This is a genomic window from Helicobacter sp. TUL, assembly GCF_002287135.1.
Lineage (GTDB): Bacteria > Campylobacterota > Campylobacteria > Campylobacterales > Helicobacteraceae > Helicobacter_F.
Genome location: NZ_NESU01000003.1, coordinates 111,874 through 130,467, shown reverse-complemented (window position 1 = coordinate 130,467; position 18,594 = coordinate 111,874). Strand labels below are relative to the sequence as shown.

Here is an 18,594-nt window from a genome sequence, read left to right as displayed (position 1 = left end):
CTAACATCTGTAGCACCAAACTCTTGTCTTAATGTATCAAACCCTTGTGATTTATCTATATTGGAAGCACTTGCTTAGAGAATCTAAGTTTTATGGGTATATCTAAAGTCTAAAGCTATCTCTCCACCAAACGCAAAGCTTTGCTTAAAAGGATAAAAGTCTAAAACTAACTCTTTTTTTACAAACTTGCAAACCACAACATCACATTACTTTACACTACCTACAATCCTTCTAAACCCCTCTAACACACTACAACAGAATCTACCACATACTAAACAAGTAAAAAGTTATATACATGTAATAATGCAATCTATTATGTATCTACAACATAACGACACTACACTTATAATCTAAACAATAATAATCTCATTCATATCTTAATATTATAAAAAACAAGAAGTCTAAAAAAGAAGTAACAAGAAGATATTTTCCCTATCCCTGCATCGACCTACGTTCCCACACCTGAAAGGTGCAGTATCATCAGCGAAGAGGAGCTTAACTGCCAGGTTCGGAATGGAGCTGGGTGTTGCCTCCTCTCTATAAACACAAGGAAAAGGGAAATAAAAACAAGTTTTATTTATTATAAAAATGTCTTGTCCTTATTTCCATTTTCCATTAATAGCCTAAATAATACCTACACTCAATAAGGCAGTGAATCTTTAGAATACAAGTTTAAGATAAAAAATAAGCCAAACGGTCTATTAGTAGTAGTCAGCTAAACATATTACTATGCTTACACATCTACCCTATCAAGCAGCTAGTCTTGCTGCGACCTTCAGGGATTGTTCATCTTGGAGTTGGCTTCCCGCTTAGATGCTTTCAGCGGTTATCACATCCGTGCGTAGCTACCCAGCGATGCTCTTGGCAGAACAACTGGTGCACCAGTGGCACGTCCATCCCGGTCCTCTCGTACTAGGGACAGCTCTCCTCAACAATCCTACGCCCACGGCAGATAGGGACCGAACTGTCTCACGACGTTCTGAACCCAGCTCGCGTACCGCTTTAAATGGCGAACAGCCATACCCTTGGGACCTGCTCCAGCCCCAGGATGCGATGAGCCGACATCGAGGTGCCAAACCTCCCCGTCGATGTGAGCTCTTGGGGGAGATCAGCCTGTTATCCCCGGGGTACCTTTTATCCTTTGAGCGATGACCCTTCCACACAGAATCACCGGATCACTATGACCGACTTTCGTCTCTGCTCGACTTGTTTGTCTTACAGTCAGGCTGGCTTATGCCATTACACTCTACAAATGATTTCCAACCATTTTGAGCCAACCTTTGCAAGCCTCCGTTACTTTTTAGGAGGCGACCGCCCCAGTCAAACTACCCACCAGACATTGTCCTGCTTGAGGATAACTCAAGCCAGTTAGCAGACAGAAACATTAAGGGTGGTATCTCAACGGCGGCTCCATCTCCACCGGAGTGAAGATTTCAAAGCCTCCCACCTATCCTGCGCATAATGCTCCCATCGGCAGTGTCAAGCTGTAGTAAAGGTCCACGGGGTCTCTCCGTCTTGCCGCGGGTAGGAGGAATTTTCACCTCCACTACAATTTCACTGAATCCCTAGTTGAGACAGCTCCCATCTCGTTACGCCATTCATGCAGGTCGGTATTTAACCGACAAGGAATTTCGCTACCTTAGGACCGTTATAGTTACGGCCGCCGTTTACTCGGGCTTCAATTCAAAGCTTCGACTTGCGTCTGACTAATCCTCTTAACCTTCGAGCACCGGGCAGGCGTCACACCTTATACTTCCTCTTACGAGTTTGCAAAGTGCTGTGTTTTTGGTAAACAGTCGGGAGGGACTCTTTGCTGAGACCACATTGCTGTGGCACACCTTATCGCGAACTTACGGTGCTAGTTTGCAGAGTTCCTTAACTAGAGTTCTTTCACGCGCCTTAGAATACTCATCTCATCTACCTGTGTCGGTTTGCGGTACGGGCAATAGAAGCTAAACTTAGAAACTTTTCTTGGCACGACGGTATCAATGATTCTCCTTTCCATCCGAAGATTTCAAAGAGCCTTTGAGGTTTCGAATACAGAGGCGGATTTGCCAATCCTCCAATCTACGCCCTTAGACCAACACTTCCATCAGTTGGCTCACCTAACCCTATGCGTCCTTCCATCGCACACTTCTATTGGTATAGGAATATTAACCTATTTGCCATCGCCTACCCCTTTCGGACTCGGCTTAGGACCCGACTAACCCTACGATGACGAGCATCGCGTAGGAAACCTTAGACTTTCGGCGAAGTGGATTCTCACCACTTTTATCGCTACTCATTCCTGCATGCTCACTTCGCATCGCTCCAGCACTCCTTACCGGTATACCTTCAACGCAATACGAACGCTCTTCTACCACTATGCATCAGCATAATCTACAACTTCGGTGTCTATCTTAGCCCCGTTATATTTTCTGCGCAAAATCACTAGACCAGTGAGCTGTTACGCTTTCTTTAAAGGATGGCTGCTTCTAAGCCAACCTCCTGGTTGTCAAAGTAACTTCACATCATTTTCCACTTAGAATAGAACTTTGGGACCTTAGTTGGTAGTCTGGGTTGTTCCCCTTTTGACGATTGATTTTATCACCCACCGCCTGACTCCCAAGATACGGTAATAGGTATTCGAAGTTTGACAGGGGTTGGTACCGCGGTGAGCAGCCCTAGCCCAATCAGTGCTCTACCCCCTATTACTATTACTTGAGGCTATACCTAAATATATTTCGAAGAGAACCAGCTATCACCAAGTTTGTTTGGCCTTTCACCCCTATCCACAGCTCATCCCAACCCGTTTCAATGGGTACGAGTTCAGTCCTCCACGAGCTATTACACTCGCTTCAACTTGGCCATGGATAGATCACTTGGCTTCGGGTCTGCAGCATCTGACTAAACGCCCTTTCAGACTCGCTTTCGCTACGGCTTCGCGTTTGCTTAACCTTGCCAGATACCACAACTCGCAGGATCATTATGCAAAAGGCAGTCCATCACCCTGATAAATCATAGGGCTCTGAATGATTGTAGGCAAATGGTTTCAGGTTCTATTTCACTCCGCTCACTGCGGTTCTTTTCACCTTTCCCTCACGGTACTTGTTCGCTATCGGTGTAGTAGTAGTATTTAGGGTTGGAGGGTGGTCCCCCCAGCTTCAGTCCGGATTCCACGTGTCCTGACCTACTCTGGATCCTGCTACCTAGCAATACCTTTTCATATACGGGGCTATCACCCTCTGTGGCTATCCTTTCCAGAATATTCTATTAAAGTATTGCAGTGGATATTGCAGTCCTCAACCCCGAATGCAAGCATTCGGTTTGCCCTATTCCCCTTTCGCTCGCCGCTACTAGGAGAATCTCGTTTGATTTCTTTTCCTCTAGCTACTGAGATGTTTCACTTCGCTAGGTTCGCTCCATTAAAGGTAATGTGCCTCACGACACATTGGGTTGCCCCATTCGGAAATCTAGGGATCAAAGCTTCTTGACAGCTCCCCCTAGCTTATCGCAGTCTAGTACGTCCTTCATCGCCTCTACTACCCAAGGCATCCACCATTTGCCCTTGCTAAGCTTATCGCCTTAAACTTAATGTGTATCCTAAAGTCACTGCCTTATTGAATGTATGTCTAGCATACAACAATAAAGCATTGATTGTAGTCTTTATTTACTTAGGCTATTAACAATACAATGTAAAATAACACGATCTCTATCATTATGTATCACGCTACCGCAATACATAGCAATAAGAAATCTCATAAAAATCTTATCTTTGAAGTCTATCATATTTAAGACTTTTATGAGATTTCAAACTTAAGAGAATGCTTAATACTCTTTTTTATAACACTTATACCCATATATCAAGTATATATCAAGAACTAACATATGATATATGTCCTACTATAACATACTTACTATTATTATCAAGATATACCTTGCAAGATACAAGATTACTTAATTATTTATCATATGGTGGAGAATAGCGGGATCGAACCGCTGACCTCCTGCGTGCAAAGCAGGCGCTCTCCCAGCTGAGCTAATTCCCCATTATGGTGGGCTTAGGAGGACTTGAACCTCCGACCTCACCCTTATCAGGGGTGCGCTCTAACCACCTGAGCTATAAGCCCCTCGTAAGCATACCAAACAAGATCCTATTTGATCTCTGAAAACTAAGCAAGAAATGAAAAGTTTCACACTATATCCTTAATGGTTTACTTCCAACAAAGTAAGTAAACATATCTCTAGAAAGGAGGTGATCCAACCGCAGGTTCACCTACGGTTACCTTGTTACGACTTCACCCCAGTCGCTGCATCTGCCGTGGGCGGTAGCCAGTTTAGCATTCCGACTTAAGGCAAATACAACTCCCATGGTGTGACGGGCGGTGAGTACAAGACCCGGGAACGTATTCACCGTGACATGGCTGATTCACGATTACTAGCGATTCCAGCTTCATGTAGTCGAGTTGCAGACTACAATCCGAACTGAGAGATGTTTTTGAGATTGGCTCCACTTCACAGTATTGCATCTCTTTGTGCACCCCATTGTAGCACGTGTGTAGCCCTAGGCGTAAGGGCCATGATGACTTAACGTCGTCCTCACCTTCCTCCTCCTTACGAAGGCAGTCTCCCTAGAGTGCTCAGCCGAACTGCTAGCAACTAAGGACGAGGGTTGCGCTCGTTGCGGGACTTAACCCAACATCTCACGACACGAGCTGACGACAGCCGTGCAGCACCTGTTTTCAAGCTCTGGCAAGCCAGCACTCCGCTATCTCTAGCAGATTCTATCAATGTCAAGCCTAGGTAAGGTTCTTCGCGTAGCATCGAATTAAACCACATGCTCCACCGCTTGTGCGGGTCCCCGTCTATTCCTTTGAGTTTTAATCTTGCGACCGTACTCCCCAGGCGGAATGCTTAATGCGTTAGCTGCATTACTGGAGTGACAAGCACCCCAACAACTAGCATTCATCGTTTAGGGCGTGGACTACCAGGGTATCTAATCCTGTTTGCTCCCCACGCTTTCGCGCATCAGCGTCAGTAATGTTCCAGCAGGTCGCCTTCGCAATGAGTATTCCTCTTGATCTCTACGGATTTTACCCCTACACCAAGAATTCCACCTACCTCTCCCATACTCTAGAATAACAGTTTCAAATGCAGTTCTATGGTTAAGCCATAGGATTTCACATCTGACTTATTATCCCGCCTACGCGCTCTTTACGCCCAGTGATTCCGAGTAACGCTTGCACCCTCCGTATTACCGCGGCTGCTGGCACGGAGTTAGCCGGTGCTTATTCGTTAGATACCGTCATCATCTTCTCTAACAAAAGGAGTTTACAATCCTAAAACCTTCATCCTCCACGCGGCGTTGCTGCTTCAGGGTTTCCCCCATTGAGCAATATTCCCTACTGCTGCCTCCCGTAGGAGTCTGGACCGTGTCTCAGTTCCAGTGTGTCCGATCACCCTCTCAGGCCGGATACCCGTCATAGCCTTGGTGAGCCATTACCTCACCAACAAGCTGATAGGACATAGGCCAATCCTTTAGCGAAAAACTTTCCCCCGTAGGGAGTATCTAGTATTAATCACCGTTTCCAGTGGCTATCCCAGACTAAAGGGCATGTTACCTATGCATTACTCACCCGTGCGCCACTAATCCACTTCTAGCAAGCTAGAAGCTTCATCGTTCGACTTGCATGTATTAGGCACGCCGCCAGCGTTCACTCTGAGCCAGGATCAAACTCTCCATAAAAAATAGAATGCTATGAATCTATAAAGTTTCAAAGATTCTAAACTTTAAAGGTTTAACTAGATTATACATAATGTATATGTAGCTATATCTCTAAAGGATTTGTTTGGTAGTTTGTCCTTGTATCTCTTAGCTCTAAATCACAAAGACTTTTTGTATCTTATGCTTTGATACTACAAAGCATAAGCTCAAAGTCATATACAAATGAGAAAATAGTAACTAAGAAACAAAAGAATTAATGTTGTAACGAATCTAGCATATTGCTAGAAGATACAATGCTTATCTTTTATTTCTTGCTTAGATGTCAAAGATCATTACCAAAATCTTGTTTCCATATTTCTAAATAATTCTAAAGACCCTATGTATCTTAAACGATATAGAGATTTTAAAGTATTTATATTATAGATAAAGTATTTTAAGTAAAAAGAACACCACAAATTGATTGCTAAAAGACATTAGAATATGTTGTGTTACATTTGGTAGTAATTACATAAGCTAGATGCTTTAGTATCTCAAAATTGGGAAACGAAATACTACACATACAAAGCTTAAAGTTTGCTTTTGGATAAGGAACTTTTATACAAACCTTGACTTAATAAAAATTAAAGTTTTACTTAACTAAAATTGAGATAGATATAAATTTTCATTGCATTATCTTAGAATGTGCTTAAACTTAAAAAAGGGTGTGTATGTCTATGTATTCACATATATTCTATCGCGATACCTTCTTTGACCAACACACACTCACGCCAATGACTTATGCCCCAAAGCATACAAAAGTGCTCTATGTTTGCGAGCTAGAGAAGCTAATCAAGCTTACCATTGATATTCCTGCTTCTTTGCATTCTCATATACAAGAAGACGCTGAGCGCATTATAGAATCTCTTTATACACATGCCCATCAATGCAATATTATTAATCCATCACATACATATAGTTTGTATTTTGCGTGTAAGCCGCATTTTCATGAAACAAGCTTACAAGAATGTGAGGCGTATTTTATAGATCATCATATATTTACAAACCTACCAAAACATACAAAGGTGTGTGAAATTGCTATCGATGCGTATTTTCTAGCACAACACATACAGCAAGGCTTTGTCTATATCAAAGAATCTCATATGCTCTATTATATTGATAACGCACAGATTCTTAGCACTCTCTATCTTGCAAACGATGAGGAACTAACACAAAAAACGCAACTTTTTAGCAATATGTTTGGGAAGCACACGCTGCAGGTTTTAGATTCTTTCCCTACTCAGATATTTTTAGAATCTAGCACCAAAGACCCGCAAGATAAACCCTCGCCCTTCCGTGCGATCTTTCAAAACTGCAAGCACGAATACTACACATATGCAAGAGTGCTTTTACATAATAAACTTGGGTTTATCCGCAATAACTTTGGGCTTTTTGGCAAGACACAAACACATATCATACGAAACCTTATCATTACCCTTGCCATAATGTTTGGGCTTGTATATCCTAGCGCGCTTTTTGCGCACACCTACAATCTCACAACCCACATCAATACCCTGCAGTCTCAAGAATACGATTTTACAAGCCTTGAACATAGCACCGCTGCCCAAACTAACGAGCTAAATAAACTTCTTACACACAATAACCAAATGTATCAACAAATTTCTTTTGTGCTAGATTCACTCAATACAAAACCGCTAAGCGTCCGTATGGAAGAGACTTTTGCACTTCTTGCCAAACACTCTGCACACACCACAAACATAAGCTTTGCAAAAAATGCAGGACATAGTGTAGCACTAATGGATATCATAGCACCCACACAAGCCCATATCACACAATTACTAAAAGCCCTCAATACCGACGCTTCACAAGCCAAAATTTCTCATATCACGCACAAAGACAACAAAGCCCATTCTCAAATCCTTGTGGTGTATCATGAATAAACGCATAGCCCTTAAGCCTCGTGAAAAAATTTTAGGTTTCATATGCGGAGTCCTTGCCTTTATAGTATGTTGCCATATATTTCTTATACAGCCTATCGAGCAACAACACAGCCTCACTTCCACGCTCTTAGCACAATTACAAGAAGACAAGGCTATCTCCAAAGATAGCTACACACAAGCACTTCATACCACAAACGCCATTCAATCCGAGCAAACCCAAACCCTTACAGAGCTCACACAATCTAATGCCCTATTACACTCCATACTGCACCAAATCTATGCCACACAATCCAATGCATTTGACAACTTAGATACTTTGCTAAATCTCTCTCACAACAATCATCTTGCCCTTACTCATATACAAATCGCTAACGAAGAGCTTGGTATCATTTCTTTGCGAGGTAGTGGGACTTTTGGAGGCATAGCACAATTCCTTCATGACATACAAACACTCCATAACCAATATATAAGTCTTGATTTTATCCATATCGATCTAAAAGATAGGCTGGAGTTTGAATTGCTTATCCAAGATATGAGAATCTAGTATGAGATTTATACTCACGCTTTTATTTCCTCCTATGGCTTTTGCCACAACTATTCCATGTGATATGCTATGCGCACAAAATCTTCTCTCTAGTCTCCAAAAACCACGATCTTACCAAAAACTCACACACAATCCATTTCTTGACACAACGCCACAGACGCGATCACACACCAAAACACCACATTATCTCAAACTCGAAGCTATTATGAATGCCAAAGCACTTATTGATGGCACATGGTATAAAAGTGGCAAAACACCATTTGGCACAATCCTTAGTATCCACAATGATCATATTATGCTTATGCAGGGCAAAAACACGCACACTATCAAAGTATCACAACATATCCTATGGTATAGGTAGGTTTTGATGCAATTCCCACGCTTACTTCGCATATTATGCTTAATCTACTGCCTCACACAACAAACAATCTATACATGCGATTCACTTAGCTTTAATGCCAACACAACACTCTCTAAAATCTTAGAAGCCATTGCCCTAGATTGTAAGCTAAACATTATCTACACCCAAGATCTCGCACACAAAATCTTAGATTCTAAAGTCATTTCCTTGCACTTTGACAATGCTTCCTTGCAAGATATTCTCCAAACCCTGCTTACGCAAAATGACATAGGATTCACACTAGAGAACAATCTCTTAAGTATTTGGGCATTGCAAACTAAAACCTTTAGTATTAATTACATATCCACTGCACGCGTTGGCTCTAGTAATACCGATGTATTTTTCTCTCAAGATTCTCAAAACACACTCAACACATACCAAAATTCCTATGCTATGCAAAATTTTTCCACCTTTGAATCCACCCAACAAGCACACAAAATGGCACTTAACAAAGCCGCTGGACACACCCTTGGGACAGGCAAAAGTGGCACAAAAATCTATTCTATTGATGAAATGGATTTTTGGGGTGAATTAGAAAATGAAATATATAACATCGCCTATCGCCCTGGAGATTGGTATACACCAGATTCTAGTATTGGCACCCCACAAGATACCAAAGATTCTAAATACGCACACAAAGACATCATCATTAATAAAGGTGCGGGGCTTTTGACAATCACAGGATCTCAAAAACAAATTGATCGCGTGGAGCAATACCTCGCCTCTCTTGCGCAAAAGATTCACGCGCAAGTCCTCATTGATGTCAATATTTTCAATGTCGAACACAATGATAGTGCGACATATGGTATTGATTGGGAGCAATTTTTTAATCTTACAAATCTTGCTACTGCACCTATGGGTAGCGATAACTCAAGCGCATTAATCCTTGATAATTCCGGCACCTCTTATGGTATCAATATTTTCTCACAAGGTGTAAGTATAGAGCGTATCGTGGAATTTTTGCAAACCTATGGCAAGGTAGAATCTATCTCTAACCCAAAAGTGCTTACACTCAATAATCAGCCTGCTATTATTAGCGTGGGAAGTGTGTTGCGCTACCAACAAAGCACAACATACCAAACCACAACCCAAGGCACTTCAGTGCAAAATGCTTCAGAAATATTTCCATCAGTTTTTGCTGGAATCTTACTTGATGTTACGCCAAGCATTGAGGGTAAAAAAATCATTTTAAAAATCAATCCCTCCATAACCAAAACCAAAGATGTCTCAATCGAAAATCAAACAACCGCACTTAGTTCACCACCAAATCTCGCTACCAAGCACCTCTCTTCGCTTGTGGCGATAGAAGATGGGCAGCGTATTGTCTTGGGTGGTCTTATAGACAAAACAGAAACAAAGATTCGCAAACAAATCCCAGTTTTGGGAAGCATACCATTACTCAAATATCTTTTTAGCTATACCAAAAATACCCAAGTAACAAAAGAAATGGTTATTATCCTCTCGCCAAAAATTATGAATCCACAAGCCATAGAACAACTCCAAGATGAAATACCACAAATCCCAGCCTATGAAGATTCCTCACTTCCGCTAAGCAACACGCAACCTGCACCAAACATACGCGATCTAACCCTAAGTTCTATCACAGATTCTCATACGCTCAATAATGTCTCATTATGAATCATTCTACAAATATCCATATTTTAGAAAGCCTTGATCACAAAGCCCTTGGTGCGTTGCCCTTCTCACTCATACAAAAACTCCATTGTTTTGCCTTTAGCATAGATTCTACGCATATACATATCGCTACAGATCCGAATAATCCGCCAAATATGGAGCTTGTGAGCTTTCATATACACAAACAATATCCACACCTAACACTAGAATGCTATCCAATACAAGATTTTTTGCTGTTTTACCAAAAAGCCTTTGCAAATGCGAAATTTAACGCCCTAACCCAAGATCTCTTAGCAAAACTTATGCTTGTATCCACAGGCACCGCCAATCCTCATATACAAGAAAACGACATAAACACCCTGCTAGATTTTCTCCTAGAATATGGCATACAACACCAAAGTAGCGACATACATATAGAATCTAATGCCACAGAAGCAAGTATTCGCTATCGAATCGATGGAATCTTACACAAAAGTTTTGAGATCCCCTTACATATCTTTGAAGTCATTTCCACGCGCCTAAAGCTAGAATGCAAACTTGACATCAGCGAAAAAAGAAAGTCCTTAGATGGGCGTTTTTCAAGAGATTTTGCGCAAGGAAGTTTTGATTTTAGATTCTCAAGTATGCCCGCACTTGAAGGCGAATCGCTTGTATTGCGTATCTTGCAAAAAGGTGCCAAAAGCCACACTTTGCAATCTCTAGGATTCTTGCCCCAAGCCCTTCACCTCATCAATCAAGAAATCACCAAAAGCAGTGGTATGATCTTGCTTGTAGGTCCTACAGGCTGTGGCAAAAGCACCACGCTCTATGCTATGATAGAATCCATAAAAGATCACACCAAAAAAATCCTCACGCTTGAAGATCCCATAGAATACCGCGTCGATGACATCACACAGGTGCTTATCAATCCACAATATGATTTCACCTTTGAAAAAGCCTTGCGTGGTTGCCTACGACAAGATCCCGATGTGCTTATGATAGGAGAAATCCGCGATCACCAAACGCTTGATCTCGCCCTCCAAGCCTCTTTGACTGGACATTTAATCTTTGCGACCCTACATGCTAATGACACACTAAGTGCCTTTGATAGAATCTTGGCACTAGGTGGAAAGCCCCAAATACTTGCCACAAATCTTAGTATGATTATCGCCCAACGCTTAGCACGAAAACTCTGCATACATTGCAAATATAGTGTGCCTCACGGCTTTTATGATACTTTTAAAGATGGCATATACAAAGATTTTCTTACAAGCCTTTGTTTGCAAACCCCACTTTATCGTGCTAAAGGTTGCGTGTATTGCGATAATAGCGGATTTTCTGGACGCATACTATTAAGCGAGATTCTCCAAAACCCACGCAATATCTCTAACCTTAGCAAAGAGCTACTTGCCACACACCTTACGCCTATGCAAACACATATTACAGAAGTTTTGACACAAGGCATGTGTAGCCTAGAAGAAGTGTATCGTGTATGGGGATAATCTATGAATCTAAAACGCACAATACGCCCCCAAGACATTAGCACGCTTTTTATGCAAATGGGACTTTTGCTAGATTCTGGTGTAGGGATATTAGAATGCATGCAAAGTGTGCAAACCCAAAATACATCTCTTGCTATCATAATACAAGATATTGTCAAAAATCTTCATCAGGGCTTAAGCCTAACCCAATCTATCGCACAACACAAGACAATCTTTGGAGAACTCTCGTGTGCATTGCTCACATTAGGGCAAGAAAGTGGCACACTCCCTGCAATCTTGCTCACCCTTAGTGCATACTTCAATAAACGTGCCCAAACCAAAGCACTTGTAACCAAAGCCCTTGTATATCCTAGCATATTGCTTTGTGCGATGATTGTTGCCTTTTTGGCTATCATTTGGTTTGTTATACCGCCATTTATGGTGCTTTTTGCAGAGCTTGGCACCACATTACCTCTTTATACGCGAGTCTTAGTGTGGCTGTATGAATCTCTCCAAACATTTGGGTTACTTATAGTAGTTGTGCTTGTGTGTATCGCCTTTACAAGTAAGATCCTTTATGCGCATCAATCATCTTCTAGACACACAATCGATACATACATACTACGCATGCCATTTGTAGGTGCGCTTATCACCTCACAAGAAGCCTATCGTTTTTCCTTTGCACTTAGTTATATGCTAAAGGGTGCTATGCCACTAGATAAAGCATTGCCATTGGCGAGTTTGAGTGTGCAAAATCGCGCCCTAAGAGAACGCTACAATATGCTTTTGCCACATATCAAAAACACTGCCGCCACCTTAAGTCAAGCACTAAAAACATTAAACTTACTTGATCCTGTCTCAATCACGCTTATTCACGCTGGAGAAAAAAGCGCAAAACTACCACAAATCTTTGAATCTATCGCCAATGCTACGCAACGCGAGAGTGAGCAAAAACTTGATATGATAGTGCGCCTTATAGAACCTACGCTTAGTCTTGTTATGGGAGCATTGGTTGTGTTTTTGGCGTTAGGCGTGTTTGTGCCTATGTGGGATATGAGTGCAAATGTCCTCTAGTTATCATACACGCTTTGCCAAAGCCTAAATCCAATCCCTAATCTATTGGAGTGAATGTTATACTCATAAATATTATCGCCATAGCCATTACTATATTGTGCATAGATTCCAAGATTTTTGGTAAGCCTGTAGGTATAACCCACCTCAAAATGTGGCTTCCAAAATCCTATATCACTCACGATAGGCGATGCCTTGAATTCAAATAAATGATTATCGTATTTGCAATACAAAAATATATCAGCATATCCGCGATAGCGCGTAAGATCTGGATTATCGTGCAAAAAGCCATCATTATCCAAACCTATCCAAAGCCAAGTGCGCGCGATACCACCAACTTTTAGCCCCCAAGGCGTGTCATATTGCAAACGCACCCTAAGCAAAAGCTGATTTTGTGTGCGTGATCGCAAAGCGCGCTCGCCATTTGAAACATGCTTATAGCCAAACTGCACAAAACGCACAATGTCATTAATCCCATCATAAGACCAATACAACTCCGGCGCATAGTCTGTGTCGCGGAATGGTCGAGAATCTAATTTATTATAATTTTGGAAAAATGCAGTTTGCGTATAAGCAAAGAAAAATTTATTATGCTCACCCACGGCAAACATTGGGATTCTAAAGCTAAATTGGAATTTTGTCTCGGTTGCTATGTTTTTATCATATGTAGGCGAAAAGCTGTGATAATAGGGCAAAATATAAATAGGCTCGTGTGCATACAACGAACCAAGATGCGAGGATAATTGTTGATTGAATACTTGTGTTGTAGGTTGTTGGGAATCTGGCTCTTTGCCAAAAACATACATCAATGCACTTAGAGCCAAAATACCAAACCTTTTTATCATCATATACCCTTAAACTTAAGCTAACAAATCCTTAGGTATGATTGTAACCTTAAAATATTAAATACAAGTGCAAAATTGTTACAAAGGGAAAAGTATGTGTGGAATTGTGGGTTATATAGGTAACAATGAAAAAAAACAAATCCTTCTTGATGGCTTAAAAGAACTCGAATATAGGGGCTATGATAGTGCAGGAATAGCAGTATTAGCCAACCAACAATTGCATAATTTCAAAGCAGTTGGAAAAATTGTCAATCTCGAAGAAAAATGCAAAGATTTTTATTCCCAAGGTTTTGGCGTTGGTATAGGACACACACGATGGGCGACACATGGCAAACCCACAGAAGCAAATGCCCACCCACATTTTGCAGAATTTAGCAATGTCGTGCATAATGGGATTATAGAAAATTACGCGCAACTTAAACAAATGCTCCAAGACAAAGGACATCAATTCATTAGTCAAACTGATACCGAAGTCATTGTGCATCTTTTTGAAGAAAATCTAAAAACCCACAAAGATTCAATGAGTGCTTTTAAACATACCATAGATTCTCTACACGGAGCCTATGCGATCTTGCTTATTACAAAGGCTGATGAAGAGGCAATCTTTTATGCTAAAAAAGGTTCTCCACTTATCATCGGACAAGGCGAGGGTGGCGTGTATTTTGCAAGCTCTGATGCGCCACTTATCGGACTTGCAAACAAAGTGCATTATGTAGCTGATGATACTATCGGTCGTATGGATAAAGATAGCTTTTCACAACTAGCAGACATCAAAGAGCTTACTATCAATAAATCTTATGCACAAAAAGATGGATATAGATTTTTTATGGAAAAAGAAATTTACGAGCAACACAAAGTCCTCTTAGAAACAATGATGGGGCGTGTAAGCGATGAGCATATCGGCTTTGATGAAGTGCCAAACGATTTTTTTACCTCTATTGAGGAAATTACGATTTGTGCGTGTGGGACAAGCTACCACGCAGGACTTAGTGCAAAATACCTCATCGAACGCCTAGCCAAGATTCGCACAAATGTCGTCTTTGCAAGTGAGTTTCGCTATGCTAATCCTGTGCTACACAAAAATGAGCTTTTTGTCTGTATCTCTCAAAGCGGTGAAACAGCCGACACACTAGAAGCCCTCAAACTTGCTAAATCTAGCGGACTTAAAACACTAGCTATTTGCAATGTCGATAATAGCTCAATTGTCCGCGAAGCACATCACGCTATACTCACACGCGCAGGAATCGAAAAAGGCGTGGCAAGCACCAAGGCTTTTGCGACGCAAGTTATGGTGCTTTGGATTTTGAGTGTATCGTTGGGACATATGCGCGGACACATTAGCACTAAAGATCTCAAGCACTATGCAAACACAATGCTTAATGCCACCAAACTTACCAAAGTGCAAACTTCCTTGCACGATCGCCTTAAGCGACTTTCAAAACGATATTTGCACGGACATGGCTTTTTCTTTATTGGGCGCGATATTTTCTATCCTCTGGCACTCGAGGGCGCACTCAAACTCAAAGAGATTAGCTATTTACATGCCGAGGGATATCCTAGTGGTGAAATGAAACACGGACCTATAGCCCTTGCAGATTCAGAGCTTTTTTGTCTTGCACTCTTGCCAAAACATCTTTTGTTTGACAAAATCAAAAGCAATGTCCAAGAATTAGGGGCACGCGACACAACCATTTGTGCGATTTGCAGTGAGAGTATTCAAGAAGCTGATGATATGGTGTATATTCCTCAATGTCAAGATTATATGGAGGAATTTTATGCGATGATGATCGTGCTCCAACTCCTTGCATTAGAAATAGCAACCAAATTAGGTAATGATGTCGATATGCCTAGAAACCTCGCAAAATCTGTAACCGTGGAGTAATTCTCTATGCATAGTATGACTTCAACAACCCATGCTTAAAACGTTAATAAGAGATAACATAGGTTATATAAAAAATTCTTTCATTTCAACTTCCAAGACCTTTGAGATTTTGTAGAGGTGCTCTAAATTAAAATGAATATTTTTATACCCTGCTTCTGCACCAGCTACTAAAGAAACAGACTTATATCCTATTGCAAGACTTAAATCAAGCTGCGATAATCCCTTTTCTTTTCGCAGTCTTGCAACATTTTTTGCAATATAACGATAAAAATCCTGTATTTGCTCCTTGTCGCATTCATAAAAATCGTTTGCCATACCCTAAACTCTACTATTATAGATTCTTTAAGTTTAGTTTGTTTATAATCTAATTTCACTCTACTATAATAGAGTATAGTATAAAAATTAGCACAAGGAGCGTAACCATGAAAATCTCTTATATGTCATTTGGGATCTTGCCCATTGGAATGATTTTACTTCTAAGCGGTTGTTTTGGACCAGAGCCACAGCCATTGCCACAATACACACCAAAAGCACTTGAAGCACAGGGCAAAGGTATCACAATAGCTAAAAGCACGCCTTATAATTGTGTGATTTTAGGAGAAGTCGAGGGAAAAGACAATGTGGGGAATACACGAGGAGTTACTAGGGAATTATTGCGTGAGGGGGCTCTTAATGACCTAAAAAATGAAGCTGGAAATGTCGTAACTGGTGGTAAGCGTATTATGTTGTCTATCACCAAAGAACAAGTAACGTGTGTGGCAAAGCTTCAAGGTGAAACCAATGCACGTTCTGTTGATTGCACAGATGGTGCACCACATGGCACGATCTCTGCTGCACTACAATCTCATAGAATCCACGCCCAAGTATTTGAATGTGGAAACAAATAATTATTTCCATCATATTACATAGTGAGGATTCTCGCTATGTAATGTTTATTTTGTCTGTGTACAGCACTTGGATTCTCGTATAAGATTAATGAGAATCTCTTGTATTATGTCAAACTTAGAGCGAAATACCAAAATATCGTTTATGACCCCGCTTCACCAGCTGCACGAAACCTCATAGGTATGTTAGAAATCGGTCTTGGTGGCAGGTAATCAAAAGAGATTTGAAGGTAGGGAATGGTGGGGCTTATCTCTATCTATAGCCCCATTTTGGTATTGATTTGAGAATCCTAGAGTATCTATGACTTACCAAAAGATCGTTAAGTATTTTTATCGAATTTAAGTTATAATCTCCACATCATTTGTTCTTATTCTACATAAGGATATCACTATGGAAGTTACACTACTGCACGCCACACCTTTAGAAATGTGCTCCAATGCTATTAGAACCTGTTGGCAAAGCTTTGATAAAAGCGATAATGGTGGAGAAAGGGATTTGGAGCTTATTGATCGCGTGGGCAATAAAAACAAACACAGCTCCACGCTTGAGCATTTATTTTATAACTTTTATATAAAAGGCATTTCACGCGCGTGTTTGCAAGAATTAGCACGACACAGAATGGCAAGTCTTAGCGTCAAATCCTCACGCTACACACTCAAAGAACTAAAGCACTGCGAAAGTTTTTTGCCACTAGATTCTATAAATCTCACACGCGCACAGCAATTTCTTGTCTTTTGTCAAGAACCCAAAGTCAATGAAGCAAGTGTGTATGCGCTAGAAAATCTCCGAGTCTTATTAAGCCAAGGCATTAGCAACGACTTGGCAAAATTTTGTATGCCTGAATCTTACAAAACCGAACTCTCGTGGAGTATCAATGCACGATCATTGCAAAACTTCCTATCCTTGCGTAGCTCCAGAAGTGCGCTTTGGGAGATTCAAAACCTTGCGCGCGCTATCTTTGATGCCCTGCCAGATTCACACAAATACATTTTTGAGCACTGCCTCCAGCAAGATACCAAAGCCTAAAGACGCCAAATTAAGAGTCTCCAATGATTTGGCTTGATATTACCGATCCCAAATATGTGCTATTTTTTCGCGCATTACTCCCATATCTTAGGACACTTGATGAGATTCTCATCACCACACGCGCAAGTAGTGATTATGATGAATGCGTGCAACTTTTGAAACTTTTTAGGATCGCACATCATTGCATAGGTGGCTATGGTGGTGCAACAAAAGAAGGGAAATTTAGGGCTAGGTTGCATAGACAAGAGGAATTTTTGGAATTTTTTGGCACCAAACTTCCCACGCTCCTTATCACAGGTGCAAGTGCCGATGCCGTGCATTTTGCCTTTGGAGTAGGCATACCAATTGTGCATTTTTCTGATACACCCATAGCCGGACACACTTGCGATTCACATTTGCTTACCAAACTTGCGCGATTAACGCTTCCGCTTTCAGATCTTATTTTCTATCCATTTGTGCTACCCCAAAAATGCTTCAAGCTCCTTGGTATGAGCGCTGATAATATAATTTCATATCCATTTATTGATGTGGCTTTGTGGCTAGATGATCTCCCTAGAGGCAAGGATTTTCGCCAAACTCTTTGCATACCTACCAACCGCCCCACAATCCTTGTGCGAGAGGAGGAATACAAAGCCCACTATGTGAGCAAAAAATTGCCTATTATTTATGAGAGTATAAAACTCCTTGCACACAATCTTGACGCAAATATCATCATTATGCCACGCTATGGAAGCAAGGAGCTAGAACAAGAGTTTGGGAAATATGCTAATGTATGGATTACTAATGAGAAATTTGCACCAGAGGATTTCTATCCCTTTATCGATGTGCTTGTAGGTGGTGGTGGCACTATGAATCTAGAATCTTGCTATCTAGGCATACCTACAATCTCTACGCGCTCTTTATTGCTTTTTCACGACAAATATCTCCTAAAACACCACCTTATGTCTCACGCCAAAAGTGCTACACAAGTGCTAAAACTCGTGCGAGAAGCACTCACAAACAAAACCCCAAAAATACGACAAGACGTGCTTTTTTTCCACACCAACAAAACTACTGCACTCCAAGACATCATCGCAACCCTCAAGCAAAGATTCTATACATCTCCTAACGCAAACACGCAACAACAAAGGCAAGACAAATCCCCCCACAAAAAGCTAATGATGAAGTCTATAAACAAAAGCTAGGCACACTTAACTACGCCCTAA

The 18,594-nt window shown here is 41.1% G+C and carries 12 protein-coding genes, 2 tRNA genes and 3 rRNA genes; 10 read left to right on the top strand and 7 right to left on the bottom strand.

What is annotated here, in order from left to right:
- Nucleotides 1–435: 435 nt before the first annotated feature.
- The 5 genes from rrf to B9T66_RS02700 form a co-directional block, all read right to left on the bottom strand.
- Nucleotides 436–551, bottom strand: a 5S ribosomal RNA gene (gene rrf, locus B9T66_RS02720).
- Between the two features lie 130 nt (nucleotides 552–681).
- Nucleotides 682–3,561: ribosomal RNA gene (locus B9T66_RS02715) — 23S ribosomal RNA — on the bottom strand.
- Between the two features lie 391 nt (nucleotides 3,562–3,952).
- Nucleotides 3,953–4,028 (bottom strand) — tRNA-Ala (locus B9T66_RS02710).
- Between the two features lie 4 nt (nucleotides 4,029–4,032).
- Nucleotides 4,033–4,109 (bottom strand) — tRNA-Ile (locus B9T66_RS02705).
- A 118-nt stretch (nucleotides 4,110–4,227) separates the two neighbouring features.
- Nucleotides 4,228–5,725 (bottom strand): 16S ribosomal RNA (locus B9T66_RS02700).
- Together the 16S, 23S and 5S rRNA genes with 2 tRNA genes alongside form the textbook arrangement of a ribosomal RNA operon.
- A 686-nt stretch (nucleotides 5,726–6,411) precedes the next feature.
- Here B9T66_RS02700 and B9T66_RS02695 point away from each other — a divergent pair.
- Genes B9T66_RS02695 through B9T66_RS02670 form a run of 6 tightly spaced genes read left to right on the top strand, consistent with a single transcriptional unit; the run spans nucleotide 6,412 to nucleotide 12,754 of the window.
- Nucleotides 6,412–7,641, top strand: a complete 1,230-nt coding sequence (locus tag B9T66_RS02695) for a hypothetical protein (protein ID WP_095627459.1) — start codon at nucleotides 6,412–6,414, stop codon at nucleotides 7,639–7,641.
- Nucleotides 7,634–8,185, top strand: coding sequence for a type II secretion system protein GspM (gene gspM, locus B9T66_RS02690; RefSeq protein ID WP_095627458.1), 552 nt, complete (start codon nucleotides 7,634–7,636; stop codon nucleotides 8,183–8,185). The genes B9T66_RS02695 and gspM overlap by 8 nt, the downstream gene beginning before the upstream one ends.
- 1 nt (nucleotide 8,186) lies before the next feature.
- Nucleotides 8,187–8,546: a hypothetical protein gene (locus B9T66_RS02685; RefSeq protein ID WP_095627457.1), complete on the top strand. Its 360-nt coding sequence runs from the start codon at nucleotides 8,187–8,189 to the stop codon at nucleotides 8,544–8,546.
- Between the two features lie 6 nt (nucleotides 8,547–8,552).
- Complete coding sequence (mshL, locus tag B9T66_RS02680) at nucleotides 8,553–10,223, top strand: pilus (MSHA type) biogenesis protein MshL (protein WP_095627456.1); 1,671 nt, start codon at nucleotides 8,553–8,555, stop codon at nucleotides 10,221–10,223.
- Nucleotides 10,220–11,701, top strand: coding sequence for a GspE/PulE family protein (locus B9T66_RS02675; RefSeq protein WP_095627455.1), 1,482 nt, complete (start codon nucleotides 10,220–10,222; stop codon nucleotides 11,699–11,701). The genes mshL and B9T66_RS02675 overlap by 4 nt, the downstream gene beginning before the upstream one ends.
- 3 nt (nucleotides 11,702–11,704) lie before the next feature.
- Nucleotides 11,705–12,754: a type II secretion system F family protein gene (locus tag B9T66_RS02670; RefSeq protein ID WP_095627454.1), complete on the top strand. Its 1,050-nt coding sequence runs from the start codon at nucleotides 11,705–11,707 to the stop codon at nucleotides 12,752–12,754.
- On the opposite strand, the gene B9T66_RS02665 is transcribed toward B9T66_RS02670, so the two are convergent.
- Nucleotides 12,751–13,596 (bottom strand): phospholipase A, encoded by an 846-nt coding sequence (locus tag B9T66_RS02665; RefSeq protein WP_180763317.1) that lies wholly within the window; start codon nucleotides 13,594–13,596, stop codon nucleotides 12,751–12,753. The two genes, B9T66_RS02670 and B9T66_RS02665, sit on opposite strands and share 4 nt — an antisense overlap.
- Before the next feature lie 94 nt (nucleotides 13,597–13,690).
- Here B9T66_RS02665 and glmS point away from each other — a divergent pair, with 94 nt between their 5' ends.
- Nucleotides 13,691–15,478, top strand: a complete 1,788-nt coding sequence (gene glmS, locus B9T66_RS02660; protein WP_095627452.1) for a glutamine--fructose-6-phosphate transaminase (isomerizing) — start codon at nucleotides 13,691–13,693, stop codon at nucleotides 15,476–15,478.
- 63 nt (nucleotides 15,479–15,541) lie between these two features.
- Here the strand turns inward: glmS and B9T66_RS02655 are convergent, their stop codons facing one another.
- Nucleotides 15,542–15,793, bottom strand: a complete 252-nt coding sequence (locus B9T66_RS02655; protein ID WP_095627451.1) for a helix-turn-helix domain-containing protein — start codon at nucleotides 15,791–15,793, stop codon at nucleotides 15,542–15,544.
- Between the two features lie 107 nt (nucleotides 15,794–15,900).
- On the opposite strand from B9T66_RS02655, the gene B9T66_RS02650 reads away from it, so the two are divergent.
- The 3 genes from B9T66_RS02650 (at nucleotide 15,901) to B9T66_RS02640 (ending at nucleotide 18,573) form a co-directional block, all read left to right on the top strand.
- Entirely contained in the window at nucleotides 15,901–16,365 is a 465-nt protein-coding gene (locus tag B9T66_RS02650) for a DUF4156 domain-containing protein (RefSeq protein ID WP_257874576.1), read from the top strand.
- Nucleotides 16,366–16,753: 388 nt separating this feature from the next.
- A complete protein-coding gene (gene thyX, locus B9T66_RS02645) occupies nucleotides 16,754–17,389 on the top strand; it encodes an FAD-dependent thymidylate synthase (RefSeq protein WP_095627449.1) in 636 nt (211 codons plus the stop codon).
- A 23-nt stretch (nucleotides 17,390–17,412) separates the two neighbouring features.
- Nucleotides 17,413–18,573: a DUF354 domain-containing protein gene (locus B9T66_RS02640; protein ID WP_095627448.1), complete on the top strand. Its 1,161-nt coding sequence runs from the start codon at nucleotides 17,413–17,415 to the stop codon at nucleotides 18,571–18,573.
- Nucleotides 18,574–18,594 lie beyond the last annotated feature (21 nt).